The 13,145-nt window shown below is 72.5% G+C and carries 10 protein-coding genes; 7 read left to right on the top strand and 3 right to left on the bottom strand.

Going from position 1 to position 13,145, the window contains the following annotated elements; translation table 11 throughout:
• Window positions 1–176 precede the first annotated feature (176 nt).
• Window positions 177–2,198: an NAD-binding protein gene (locus CCN51_RS45445; protein ID WP_014181524.1), complete on the bottom strand. Its 2,022-nt coding sequence runs from the start codon at window positions 2,196–2,198 to the stop codon at window positions 177–179.
• A gap of 344 nt (window positions 2,199–2,542) precedes the next feature.
• Here CCN51_RS45445 and CCN51_RS45440 point away from each other — a divergent pair, with 344 nt between their 5' ends.
• Genes CCN51_RS45440 through CCN51_RS45430 form a run of 3 tightly spaced genes read left to right on the top strand, consistent with a single transcriptional unit; the run spans window position 2,543 to window position 6,091 of the window.
• Window positions 2,543–3,955, top strand: coding sequence for a family 2B encapsulin nanocompartment shell protein (locus CCN51_RS45440; RefSeq protein WP_043488089.1), 1,413 nt, complete (start codon window positions 2,543–2,545; stop codon window positions 3,953–3,955).
• A gap of 16 nt (window positions 3,956–3,971) precedes the next feature.
• Entirely contained in the window at window positions 3,972–5,180 is a 1,209-nt protein-coding gene (locus CCN51_RS45435) for a family 2 encapsulin nanocompartment cargo protein terpene cyclase (protein WP_043488086.1), read from the top strand.
• Between the two features lie 5 nt (window positions 5,181–5,185).
• A complete protein-coding gene (locus CCN51_RS45430; protein WP_086013698.1) occupies window positions 5,186–6,091 on the top strand; it encodes a geranyl diphosphate 2-C-methyltransferase in 906 nt (301 codons plus the stop codon).
• Between the two features lie 73 nt (window positions 6,092–6,164).
• On the opposite strand, the gene CCN51_RS45425 is transcribed toward CCN51_RS45430, so the two are convergent.
• Both CCN51_RS45425 and CCN51_RS45420 read right to left on the bottom strand, forming a co-directional pair.
• Entirely contained in the window at window positions 6,165–7,511 is a 1,347-nt protein-coding gene (locus CCN51_RS45425) for an MFS transporter (protein ID WP_014181520.1), read from the bottom strand.
• 80 nt (window positions 7,512–7,591) lie between these two features.
• A complete protein-coding gene (locus CCN51_RS45420; RefSeq protein WP_014181519.1) occupies window positions 7,592–8,800 on the bottom strand; it encodes an XdhC family protein in 1,209 nt (402 codons plus the stop codon).
• Between the two features lie 46 nt (window positions 8,801–8,846).
• On the opposite strand from CCN51_RS45420, the gene CCN51_RS45415 reads away from it, so the two are divergent.
• The 4 genes from CCN51_RS45415 to CCN51_RS45400 form a co-directional block, all read left to right on the top strand.
• On the top strand, window positions 8,847–9,401 hold the full coding sequence (locus CCN51_RS45415) for a (2Fe-2S)-binding protein (protein WP_043488085.1): 555 nt from the start codon (window positions 8,847–8,849) through the stop codon (window positions 9,399–9,401).
• Window positions 9,398–10,399 carry an FAD binding domain-containing protein gene (locus CCN51_RS45410; protein WP_014181517.1) on the top strand — a complete coding sequence of 334 codons (1,002 nt, stop codon included), beginning with the start codon at window positions 9,398–9,400 and terminating at the stop codon, window positions 10,397–10,399. The genes CCN51_RS45415 and CCN51_RS45410 overlap by 4 nt, the downstream gene beginning before the upstream one ends.
• Complete coding sequence (locus CCN51_RS45405; RefSeq protein ID WP_014181516.1) at window positions 10,396–12,540, top strand: xanthine dehydrogenase family protein molybdopterin-binding subunit; 2,145 nt, start codon at window positions 10,396–10,398, stop codon at window positions 12,538–12,540. Before CCN51_RS45410 ends, CCN51_RS45405 begins: the two co-directional genes overlap by 4 nt.
• Window positions 12,541–12,550: 10 nt before the next feature.
• A partial coding sequence (locus tag CCN51_RS45400) for a TetR/AcrR family transcriptional regulator (protein WP_086860896.1) occupies window positions 12,551–13,145 on the top strand: 595 nt, incomplete at its 3' end.

The raw sequence follows: 13,145 nt of genomic DNA, 5'->3' as shown, positions 1-13,145 counted from the left end.
GCCGCCGATGGCATCGGCGGCTTCGGCGGCGGGGAGACGGGGCTCGCGGTCAAGCGGTGGCTGCTGACCCTGGAGGGGGCCTTGGCACCCACGCTGGACTGGGCGGGCCCGTCCTGACCCCAGGGGCCTCCTGACCGCAGGGGCCTCCTGACCCCAGAGCCCCCATGGGCCCTGTTTCAGGCCGGGCCCGGAGTGGCGGGGCGCGCGGCGGGTTCCGTACGGCCGGACACCGGCCCGCGACCGAGGAGTTCGCCGAGGCCCTGGCGGGTTGCGGCCAGCACCACGCGGTCCTGGGGCCGCAGAACGTAGTCCGGCGGGAGGTCCCACACCAGGCCCCGCTGCCGCCCGCTGCCGTCGTCCGGGGGCGCCACGGCCAGATCGCGGAGCCGGCCGCCGGCGTCCGCGGTGTCCAGGGCGACCACCCGCCAGGCGCCCGGCCGGAACGCCTGGGCGACGGTACGGCCTTCCAGCTGCGGGTGGCCCGCGGCCGGCACCGCGGCGAAGAGCAGCACCCGCCGCTCGACCGGCACCGCGCCCAGGATCTGACGCCCCATCATGGCCCCCGCGAAGGCCGGAGCCGCCAGCGTGGACACGCTCCGGCTGCGGGTCAGCGCCTGTGGGTGCGCGGCCCGCAGGGTGCGGTAGACGGCTCTGGCGAAGCGGTCGTCGTACAGCCGCATGGCCACCCGCAGACCGGGCTCGAGCGAGCGGGCGTACAGCGCGGCCTCCAGGTTGGTGGTGTCGGAGCTGGTGACCGCGAGCAGTGCGTGTGCCCGGTCGATCTTGGCCGCCTCCAGCACGCCCTCCTCCGTGACGTCCCCGATGATGGTGGGCACCCGCAGCCGGCGGGCCAGCGGAATGCCACGCGCCTGGGGGTCCTCCTCGACGCACACCACGGGGATGTCCAACTCCCGCAGCCGGGCCAGCACCCGGGTGCCGACCTTGCCGAGGCCGAGCAGTACGACATGGCCGGACAGCCCGCGGGGCGGCCGGCGCAGGGCGGACGCGGTTCGGAAGGTGCCGAGCCCTTCCAGTGTGGCGGCCACCAGGACGGGCAGCAGCATCAGGCCGACCAGCCCGGACAGCAGTTGCAGAATCTGCCGGGCGAGCGGCTGGCCGAGCGCGGGGTCGCCGGTGCCGAGGATGTCCAGCAGCGTCAGATAGGCGGCGCGCAGCGGGTGTTCCCCGGTGATCTGCCAGGACGCGACGGCGAGGGCCAGCAGCGCCGCGGCGAACCCCACGACGGTCCGCCGCAGCCGACGGGAGAACAGCGAGCCGAGCGGCACGCCCCGGCCGCCGAGCCGGCGCGGCGGCAGCGCGGATCCGGTGTGCGAGACGGCCTCCAGCACCACCGTACGGCGCCCGGTCGCGGCGGCCGCCGCTTGGTCGTCGGGCAGCATGCGCGGTCCTTCGGCCCCGCTGCTGTCCGAACCCTCCAGGCCCGCCGGGTCGTTGGTGGTCGAGGAGAGCAGGGCGAGGGTGCACAGCCCGGGGTCCGCGATGGCGTCGCGGTCGCGTGGGGTGTGGATGGCGGCCCGCAGCAGCACCCCGTCGGCCTGGATCACCTTGCTGGTGCCCGCGACGGCGGTGGCAGCGAGCGCGGGCGCGGCGGTGTCGGCGTCCGACAGGACGGTGGTCAAGGCGTCCGGCTCCGTCGCATCCAGGCCCGGGTCGGCGACCGCCGCGGCCTGGTCGAGCAGTTCCCGCAGATGCTCGCCGAGCTTGCGGTTGTACAGCCGGATCACCAGCCGCAGCCGGGGGTTGAGGCGGCGGGCGCGCAGCGCGGCGTGGATGTTGGTCTCGTCGTCGTCGTAGACCAGCGCGAGTGCGGCGGCCCGTTCCACCCCGGCCTCGGTCAGCACCTCGTCGTCCGGCTCGGCCGCCTCCAGGACCCGTATGCCCGCACCCGAAGGCGCGGCGGCCGGCTCCGGCGGGGACAGCGACGGGCGGCCCACGGCCGCCGTCACCCGCCCGAAGAGCGCCGCGGCCCGCGCCCGGCCGCGCCCTGCCCCGGGCGCCGCGGTCCGCGCCGACCGTGGTTCCCAGGCGGAGGGCGTGGCGGGGATGACGACGGTCACCCGCTCCAGGTAGACGTCCTTGAGTTCGGCGGCGAGGCGGTGGGCGAGCGCGTCGTCGCCGCAGACGACCATGTGCGGGCCGGGCGGATCCGCAGATGGCTGCTGAGGCAGGGTGGGCATGCTTGGTAGAGCCTCCTGGGCCGCTCGGCGGTTCCGGACGGGCTCGCGCGGGGTTGGCATGGCCACGGCCGTCTGTTGATCATCACGGTACCCGCGGCCGTGTCCGAATACCGTCGGCTCCCCGGGCAAACATTCTGCGGTGTCAGATCATCGCATCGAGTTAATAACGACGGCTTCCGAGGGACCCCTGGGCGCACCGGCCGTTACTGTTCCCCGGGATCTGGACGGGTTCCCGGAAGTTTGCCCCCTCCTTTCCGCTTTCCGCTGGCGCGTTCCCCGGTGACGCGTTTCCCGGTGCCGCGCACGCACGCCGGCCACCGCCCTTACGAAGGAGAGTTCGCCCGATGACTGTTGATACCAGCCCGGAAGCACAGCCGGAGCCGTCTCGGCAGTCCAGTCTGAGTACGGCGGCTGCCCGTAACCTCGCCACCACGACGAAGTCCGCCCCGCAGATGCAGGGGATCACCTCTCGCTGGCTGCTGCGGACGCTCCCCTGGGTGGAGGCCAAGGGCGGCACCTACCGGGTGAACCGTCGGCTGAGCTACACGGTCGGCGACGGGCGCATCGAGTTCGTTCAGGATGGTGCCGACGTCCGGGTGATCCCCCGCGAGCTCGGCGAACTGGCCCTGCTGCGCGGCTTCGAGGACGTGGAGGTGCTGACCGCGATCGCCGGCCGGTGCGTTCAGCGCGACTTCCACGCCGGCGAAGTGCTGGTCGAGCGCGGTACGCCCGCCGAGCAGATCCATCTGATCGCCCACGGCCGCATCAGCCGGACCTCCGTCGGCAAGTACGGCGACGAGGTCGCCGTCGCCGTACTCGCCGACGGCGACCGGTTCGGTGAAAACGCCCTGTTGGACGCGGACGCCCGGTGGGACTGCACGGCCACCGCCGAGACCGCCGGCACCCTGCTCACCCTGTCCCGCGCCGACTTCGCCTCCGTACTGTCCGCGGCGCCGGGCCTCCAAGCCCATATCCAGCGGTTCAGCTCACTTCTCCGCCGGCGGCAGACCCGTCACGGCGAGGCCGAGATCGCGCTGTCGGCCGGCCACAACGGCGAGCCCGAGCTGCCCGGGACATTCGTCGACTACGAGCTGAAACCGCGTGAGTACGAACTCTCCGCGGCGCAGACCATTCTGCGGGTCCATACGAGGGTCGCCGATCTCTACAACGGGCCGATGAACCAGACCGAGGAGCAGCTCAGGCTCGTCATCGAGGCGCTGCGCGAGCGCCAGGAGCATGAGCTGGTCAACAACCGGGAGTTCGGTCTGCTCCACAACGCGGATTTCAAGCAGCGCATCCAGACCCACTCCGGCCCGCCCACCCCGGACGACCTCGACGAACTGCTCTGCCGCCGCCGCGGTTCCAAGTTCTTCCTCGCCCACCCCAGGACGATCGCGGCGATCGGGCGTGAGTTCAACTCCCGCGGGATCTACCCGAACCACGTCGACCTCGGCGGGCAGCAGGTCCCGGCCTGGCGCGGCGTCCCCATCCTGCCCTGCAACAAGATCCCCATCACCAAGGAGAACACCAGCTCGATCCTCGTCATGCGCACCGGCGAGGACAACCAGGGCGTCATCGGTCTGCGCCAGACCGGTCTGCCGGAGGAGTACGAACCGGGCCTGTCGGTGCGTTTCATGGGCATCGACGGAAAATCGATCACCTCCTATCTCGTCACCACCTACTACTCCGCCGCCGTCCTTGTGCCGGACGCGCTCGGCGTATTGGAGAACGTGCAGATCGCCCGCAGGCACGACTAGCCAAAAGGAGCCATGGATGCCCGCCCCCGAGCCTTCCCCTCCGCCGCCTCCGCAGCCTCCGCAGCCTCCGCAGTCGAGCCTGCCCGCCGCTGCTTCCCGCTTCGAGGCGCCGAGCACCGTCCTGGAACGGATCCTGCGTGGCCCCAGTGGCCTGGGCACGGCGAGCCTGCACCTGGTCCGGCGCGAAGAGCCGCCGGAGCCACCGGAGCCGCTTGAACTGCCTACAGCTCCAGCAGCTCCGGCGGAGGGCAACCCGGTCCCGGGCCTCTACCACCATCCAGTGGCGGAGCCCGACCCCGTGCGGGTGGAGGAGGTCGGCCGCAGGATCAAGGCATGGGCGTTGGACGAGGTCGATCTGTACCCCGAGGACTGGGAGGACCAGTTCGACGGCTTCTCCGTGGGGCGCTACATGGTCGCCTGCCATCCGGACGCCCCCACCGTCGACCATCTGATGCTCGCCACGCGCCTGATGGTCGCCGAGAACGCGGTGGACGACTGCTACTGCGAGGACCACGGAGGTTCGCCCATCGGCCTCGGCGGACGCCTTCTGCTGGCGCACACCGCCCTCGACCCCCTGCACACGACCAAGGAGTACCAACCGCCGTGGGCGGAGTCGCTTCATTCGGATGCGCCCCGACGCGCCTACCGCTCCGCCATGGAGTACTTCCTCCAAGCGGCCAGCGCCTCCCAGGCCGACCGGTTCCGGCACGACATGGCCCGGCTGCACCTGGGGTACCTCGCCGAGGCCGCCTGGGCCCAGACGGACCACGTCCCCGAGGTGTGGGAATACCTGGCGATGCGCCAGTTCAACAACTTCCGTCCCTGCCCCACCATCACCGACACCGTCGGCGGCTACGAACTCCCCGCGGACCTGCACGCCCAGCCCGCCATGCAGCGGGTCATCGCGCTCGCCGGGAACGCCACCACCATCGTGAACGACCTGTACTCGTACACCAAGGAACTCGCGAGCCCCGGCCGGCATCTGAACCTGCCCGTGGTGATCGCCGAACGTGAGGGCATCTCCGACCGCGAGGGCTACCTGAAGGCGGTCGAGGTCCACAACGAGCTCATGCACGACTTCGAGGCCGAAGCCGCGGCCCTGGCCGCCGCCTGCCCCGTCCCGAGCGTGCAGCGCTTTGTGCGGGGCGTGGCCGTATGGGTCGACGGCAACCACTACTGGCACCAGACCAACACCTATCGCTACAGCCTGCCCGACTTCTGGTAAGAAGAATGGACTTATCCGTGACCAGCGCCGATCTCACCACCGTCGCCACCGCCGGCAGCGCCTCCGTGTTCATCCCCGCCCCGATGACGCCCTACCAGGGGGACATCGCCCGCTACTGGGACCACGAGGCCAGGCCCGTGAACCTGCGGCTCGGCGATGTCGACGGCCTTTACCACCACCACTACGGCATCGGCGACGTCGACCACGCCGCCCTCGGCGCCGCCGACGACGGCGAATACGAGAAGAGGCTGATCGCCGAGCTCCACCGCCTGGAGTCGGCGCAGGCCGAACTCCTCCTGCACCACCTCGGCCCCATTGAGCGCGACGACACGCTCGTGGACGCCGGATGCGGCCGCGGCGGCTCGATGGTCATGGCCCACCAGCGCTTCGGGTGCAAGGTCGAGGGCGTCACGCTGTCGGCCAAGCAGGCCGACTTCGCCAACCGGCGCGCCCGCGAACTCGGCATCGAGGACCATGTCCACGCCCGCGTCTGCAATATGCTCGGTACGCCCTTCGAGACCGGGCAGGCCGCGGCCTCGTGGAACAACGAGTCGAGCATGTACGTCGACCTGCACGACCTCTTCGCCGAGCACTCCCGCATCCTCGCGGTCGGCGGCCGCTATGTGACCATCACCGGCTGCTGGAACCCGCGTTACGGCCAGCCCTCGAAGTGGGTCTCCCAGATCAACGCGCACTTCGAGTGCAACATCCACTCCCGCCGGGAGTATCTGCGTGCCATGGCCGACAATCGGCTCGTACCGCAGGCCGTCGTCGACCTCACTCCCGCCACCCTGCCCTACTGGGCGCTACGGGCCACGTCCTCACTGGTCACAGGCATTGAGGAGGCGTTCATCAACTCCTACAAGGACGGCTCCTTCCAGTACTTCCTGATCGCGGCCGACCGTATCTGACCACCTGCCGACTAGCCGCCTGCCGACGGAAAGGGCCGGGCCCGTCCCTGACGGGCCCGGCCGGGGCGTGTCCTCAGGCGGTGTAGCGCCGGAAGGAAGGAACCGCGGCGGTCAGGGCGAGCATGATGACGACGACGAGCAGGCCGCCCGCGGTCACCGCCACCCGGGGGCCGAACAGCGAGCCGGCCGTGCCGTGCAGCAGGTCGGCCAGGCGCGGACCGCCGGCCACGACGACCGTGAAGATGCCCTGCATCCGGCCGCGCATATCGTCGGTGGCGGCCGACTGGAGGATCGCCCCGCGGAAGACCATGGAGACCATGTCGGCGACCCCCGCCACGGCCAGGAAGGCCGCCGCCCACCACAGTCCGCCGCTCAGCCCGAACCCGGTGATGGCCAGCCCCCAGACCACCACGGCGGCGCTGACCATCAGCCCGTGGTGGCGGGCCCGGGAGAAGGTCCCCGACAGCAGCCCGCCGGCCACCGCCCCGATGGGTATCGCGGCGAACAGCAACCCGAGCGCGAACCCCTCGCCCCAGGGCGCGTAGGTGCCCGACGCCAACTGCGGGAACAGGGCCCGCGGCATGCCGAAGACCATCGCGACGATGTCCGCGAGGAAGGACAGCAGCAGCACCCGCTGCGCCACGATGTAACGGAACCCGTCCGCCACCTCCCGCCCGCCGGCCCGCCGCCTGCCGCGCGCCTTCCTCTCGTCGGCCTCGTCGCCCGTGTCCAGCGGGGGCAGCGCGGGCAGCCGCCATACGGCCCACAGGGTGAAGCACAGCGCGACGGCGTCGATCAGATACAGCGTGGACAGGCCGATGAGCGGGATCAGCGCCCCGGCCAGCAGCGGCCCCAGCACCATGCCGGTCTGCGCGACGGTGGACTGCAGGGCGCCCGCGGCGGGCAGTTCCTCGGCGGGGACGAGCCGGGCTATCGAGGCGCTACGGGCCGGGAAGTTGATGCCGAACAGGCCCTGCTGGGCGGCGAGCAGCACCATCAGCAGCGCCACCGAGTGGATCCCGGCGGCGGACTGCGCCCAGAACAGCACCGAGATGACGGCGATGCCGACCCCCGTGACCAGCATCAGGGTCCGCCGGTCCACCCGGTCGGCGACCGCGCCGCCCCACAGCGCGAAGACCACAAGCGGCAGCAGCCCCGCGAAGCTCGCGTAGCCGACCCAGGCCGAGGAGCCGGTGAGGTCGTAGATCTGCTTGGGCACGGCCACCGCGGTGAGCTGGCTGCCGATCGTGGTGATGGAGGTGGATGCCCACAGACGGCGGAACGGACGGTGCCGCAGGGGCCGCACATCCATGACCCAGCGCCGCCACCCCCTTGCGGCCGTCCCGTCCCCGTCAGGCCCGGCGGGTCGGCCCTCCTGTGCCGGGCCGGTCTCCTCCTCGGTGTTTCTCGCGGTCTCCACGGCTGACTCGATTCCCCTTACATCCATCTTCGGAAACGGACCCATTGTGGCCCCGGCCCGCCCCGCTCCGTACGGCCGTCTCAGCCACCGGCCGCCGGATGGATGGATCCGGTGCGCGAGGTCAGACGGGTGCCGCTGCCGCCCCAGCGGTCGGCGACGATCTCGGCGGCGATGCTGACCGCGGTCTCCTCGGGGGTACGGGCGCCCAGGTCGAGGCCGATCGGCGAGGCCAGCCGGGCCAGCCGGTCCTCACCGAGGCCGCGCTCGCGCAGACGGCGCAGCCGGTCCTCGTGGGTGCGGCGGGAGCCCATGGCGCCGATGTAGCCGAGCGGGAGGCGCAGCGCGACCTCGAGCAGGGGCACATCGAACTTGGGGTCGTGGGTGAGGACGCAGACCACGGTCCGCTCGTCCAGCCGGCCCGCCTCCGCCTCGGCGCGCAGATAGCGGTGCGGCCAGTCGGTCACGACCTCGTGCGCCTCGGGGAAGCGGCGCCGGGTGGCGAAGACGGGGCGGGCGTCGCAGACGGTGACGCGGTAGCCGAGGAAGCCGCCGATACGGGCCAGTGCCGCGGCGAAGTCGACGGCGCCGAAGACCAGCAGCCTGGGCGGCGCGGCGTGGGCGGATACGAAGAGGGTGAGCTCCTGGCCGAGGCGCCGGCCGTCGTAGCCGTGGCGGAGGGTGCCGGTGCGCCCGCCGGCCAGCATGCCGCGCGCGGCCTGGGCGGCCGCCGCGTCCAGCCGCTCGGAGCCGAGCGACCCGGTGGTGCCGTCGGGCCGGACCACCAGGCGGCGGCCCAGCCTGCCCGCGGGGTCGGGGCCGTCGACGGCCACGCAGGTCACCTCGGCCACCGGCGCCCCGGCCCGGATGGCCGAGGCCACCTCGCCGTACTCGGGAAATCCCGTGGGGTCGATCCGCTCCACATAGATGTCGATGACTCCGCCGCAGGTCAGCCCGACGGCGAAGGCGTCGTCGTCGCTCACCCCGTAGCGCTGGAGCACGGGTGCGCCCGAGGCGATGACCTCCTGGGCCAGTTCGTAGACCGCGCCCTCGACGCAGCCGCCGGAGACGCTGCCGACGGCGGAGCCGTCCGGCCCGACCAGCATGCTCGTGCCCGGCGGCAGGGGTGAGGAGCGCCAGGTGTCCACGACGGTGGCGCGGGCGAACGGCCGGCCCGCCCGCCACCACCGGTACGCCTCCTCGACCGCCCTCGGCGCCTCGCCACCCGGGGTCCCACCGGCCCATCCCCCAGGGCCCGGCATCGCGACACGCGGCATCTCTGCCTCTGGCATGTCTGAAAGTCCCTCAACTCATGTAAGAGATTGATACATTGGATGTATGACCCTCTCACATTCGTCTCCAAGTAGCGACATCACCTTGCGTATCAACGGCGCCGCACACGCCCTGACCGTGGACAACCGGACCACTCTGCTCGATGTGCTGCGTGAGCGGCTGGGCCTGACCGGTACGAAGAAGGGCTGTGACCACGGGCAGTGCGGCGCCTGCACCGTCCTGATGGACGGCGAGCGGGTGAACAGCTGCCTGATGTTCGCGGTGGCTGCCGAGGGGCGGGAGATCGTCTCGATCGAGGGGGTGGCGGACCTTACGGACGGCGCCGAGCTGCACCCGGTGCAGCGCGCCTTCCTCAACCACGACGGGCTGCAGTGCGGCTACTGCACCCCCGGCCAGATCTGTTCGGCCATCGGAGCACTCGACGAGGCCCGGCGCGGCTGGCCGAGCCAGGTCACTGAGGACACCGCCGAGGGCGTCGGCGCGCTGGACCACGAGGAGGTCCGCGAGCGGATGAGCGGCAATCTGTGCCGCTGCGGCGCGTACGGCGGCATCGTGGAAGCGGTCCTGGAGGCGGCGGGCGCGGAGGGGGGCGCGCGATGAGGGAGTTCGCGTATGTACGCGCCGCCGACGCCGCCGAGGCGGCCGCGCTGGTGGCGGAGCGGCCCGACGCCGTGTATCTGGGCGGCGGCACCAATCTGGTGGACCTGATGAAGCTCGGCGTCGCCGGGCCTGGCCTGGTCGTGGACGTCTCGCGGCTGGACCACGACCGGATCGAGCACCGCGCCGACGGCTCGGCGCTGATCGGCGCCGCGGTGCGCAACGGCGAGCTGGCCGGCGACCTGGGCGTACGGGAGCGCTTCCCGCTGCTGTCGCAGTCGCTGCTGGCGGGCGCGTCGGGGCAGCTGCGCACGGTCGCCACGGTGGCGGGGAATCTGCTGCAGCGCACCCGCTGCGGCTACTTCCAGGATGTGACCAAGCCCTGCAACAAGCGTGAGCCGGGCTCGGGCTGTCCTGCGATCGAGGGCGCGCACCGCGACCTCGCGATCCTGGGCACCTCCGAGCACTGCGTGGCAAGCCACCCGTCGGACATGGCGGTGGCCCTGGTCGCCCTGGACGCGGTGGTGCGGCTGCGCTCGGCGGACGGCGCCACGCGCACCGTTCCGGTGGAGGAGCTGTACGTGCTGCCCGGCGACACGCCGCAGCGGGAGACCGTACTGGAGCACGGCGACCTGATCACCGCCGTGGAGCTGCCCGCGCCGCCACCGGGCGCGGAGATGGTCTACCGCAAGGTGCGCGACCGCCGCAGTTACGCCTTCGCGCTGGTCAGCGTCGGTGCGGCGGTGAGTGTGGACGAGGCGGGCCGGCTCGCGGACGTGCGGATCGCGCTCGGCGGCGTGGCGCCGCGCCCGTGGCGGGCCAGGACGGCGGAGGAGCTGCTGCGGGGGCGGCGCCCGGACGTGGCGACGCTGCGCGAGGCGGCGCGGGCGGAGCTGGCGGCCGCCCGCCCGCTGCCGGACAACGCGTTCAAGGTCGACCTGACCATTGATCTGATCGTCGCGGCCATCCGCGACCTGGTGGCGAGGAAGGACCGCGCATGACCACCGTCGAGCAGACGATCGGTGCCCCGCTGACCCGGGTGGACGGCCCCCAGAAGGTCACCGGGGAGGCGCTGTACTCCTATGAGTTCCCGACCCCGGACATCACCTATGTCTGGCCGGTGCAGTCGACGATCGCCCGCGGCCGGGTGACGGAGGTGGACGCGTCCGCGGCCCTCGCGCTGCCAGGTGTGCTGACGGTCCTCGACTCCGGCAACGCCCCGCGGCTGAACACGGACGCGGAGGTCAGCGCCGACCTGTTCGTGCTGCAGTCCCCCGAGGTCGCCTACCACGGCCAGATCGTGGCGGCGGTGGTGGCCACCTCCCTGGAGTCCGCGCGCGAGGCCGCGGCGGCGGTGCGGCTGAGCTATGCGCCCGAGCCGCACGATGTGGTGCTGCGCGCGGACGACGAGGCGGCGTACGTCCCCGAGCGGGTGACCGACGGCGGCCCCGGGTTCGAGGAGCGCGGCGATGTGGAGCGCGCCCTGGCGGCCGCCCCGGTGCGCACCGACGCCACGTACACCACTCCGGTGGAGCATCCGAGCCCGATGGAGCCGCATGCCACCATCGCCTCCTGGCAGGAGGGCCGGCTGACCCTGCACGACTCCAACCAGGGCCCGCGCTTCGCCGCGCAGTTGATGGCCGGGCTGTTCGGGCTCGACCTGGACGCGGTGGAGGTGGTCACCGAGCACGTCGGCGGCGGCTTCGGGTCCAAGGGCATTCCGCGCTCGCCGGCCGTTCTGGCGGTGCTGGCCGCCCAGGTCGTACGGCGGCCGGTGAAGATCGCGCTGACCCGGCAGCAGATGTTCGCGCTGGTCCCCCACCGGGCGCCGACGATCCAGCGGATCCGGCTCGGGGCCGAGCGGGACGGCCGGCTGACCGCGATCGACCACGAGTCGGTGCAGCCGCGGTCGAGGATGCTGGAGTTCGCCGACCAGACGGTGTCCTCGACGCGGATGATGTACGCGGCACCGGATGTCCGCACCACCGTGAAGGTGGCGCCGCTGGACATCATGACGCCCGCCTGGTTCCGGGCGCCCGGCCACACCCCGGGCATGTTCGCGCTGGAGTCGGCCATCGACGAGCTGGCCGTCGAGCTGGGCATGGACCCGATCGAGCTGCGCATCCGCAACGAGCCGGAGCTGGACCCGGGCACCGGCAAGCCGTTCAGCAGCCGCAGCCTGGTCGAGTGTCTGCGCGAGGGCGCCGAGCGGTTCGGCTGGGAGCGGCGCGATCCGGCGCCGGGGGTCCGCCGGGAGGGGCGCTGGCTGGTCGGCACCGGCATGGCCGCCTCGCACCACCCCGACTACACCTTGCCCTCCACGGCCACCGTGCGCGCCGAGCCGGACGCGACCTTCGTGGTGCGGATCGGCGCGGTCGACATCGGCACGGGGGCGCGGACCGCGCTCACGCAGGTGGCGGCGGACGCGCTCGGGGTGTCCCCGACGCGGCTGCGGCTGGAGATCGGCCGGGCGTCGCTGGGCGTGGCGCCGTTCGCGGGCGGCTCGATGGGCACGTCCTCGTGGGGCTGGGCCGTCCACAAGGCGTGCCGCGCGCTGGTGGAGGAGATGCGCGGCTACGCGGGTGTCGTCCCGGACGGGGGCCTGGAGGTGGTGGCCGACACCACCGAGGACCTCCAGGAGCGGGCGGACCTCTCACGCCACACCTTCGGCGCGCAGTTCGCCCAGGTGCGGGTGGACGCCGACACCGGCGAGATCCGCGTCGACCGGATGCTGGGGGTGTTCGCGGCCGGGCGGATCCTCAGCCCCGCCACGGCCCGCTCGCAGTTCCTCGGGGCGATGACGATGGGGCTCTCGATGGCGCTGCTGGAGGTCGGCGAGGTGGACCCGGCGTTCGGCGACTTCGCCAACCACGACTTCGCGGGCTACCACATCGCCGCCAACGCCGATGTGCCGAAACTGGAAGTGCACTGGCTGGACGAGCACGACGACCGCTCCAACCCGGTCGGTGGCAAAGGCATCGGCGAGCTGGGCATCGTGGGCTCGGCCGCCGCGATCGCGAACGCATTCCACCACGCCACCGGGGTGCGGGTGCGCGATCTGCCGATCCGTATCGAGCGGTCGCGCGAGGCCCTGCGGGCGATGCGTGACCTGGCCGGGGAGCGCGGCTCAGGGGTCCGGTAAGGTCAGCCGGATGGCACGCAGCGGGGGCAGAGAACGCGGCGCCTACCACCACGGCGACTTGGCCGCCGCGCTGGTCCGGGCGACGCTGGAGATCGTTGACGAGGTGGGGGTGCGCGGCTTCTCGGTGGCGGAGGCCGCGCGCCGCACCCGAGTGAGCCCCGGGGCGCCGTACCGCCACTTCGCCGACCGCGACGCGCTGTTGGCCGCCGCCGCCCTGGAGGTCTCGCACCGGCTCCAGGCCATCCATCTCCAGGCCATGGCCACGGCCTCCTCGCCCCATGAGCGCCTGGCCATGGTCGCCGGCAGCTACGTGCGCGCCGCCGCCGTCCACCGGGGCGCCTTCGAGCTGCTCTTCGCCCCCGGTCTGCGCGCCCACCACCTCGAACTGCGCAACAGCACCCGGGAGTTCATCGACCTGCTGCTGCCGAGCGCGTTCGAGGTGGTGCCGCCGGGGCAGGGGGCGAAGACCGCCGTCGAACTGCTCGAAGCGCTCTCGGTGATGGCGCGCGGCTATGTCGCCCTGCTGCTCGACGGGATGTTCGGCGACCCCAGCGCGGTGGCGGCGGATGTCGCCGCCCGCGCCACGCGGGCGGGGCGCGCGCTGG

Source organism: Streptomyces milbemycinicus (genome assembly GCF_002154605.1).
Taxonomy (GTDB): Bacteria; Actinomycetota; Actinomycetes; order Streptomycetales; family Streptomycetaceae; genus Streptomyces; species Streptomyces milbemycinicus.
Note: the sequence above shows the minus strand (reverse complement) of the source record. Positions and strands in the feature narration are given on the sequence as shown.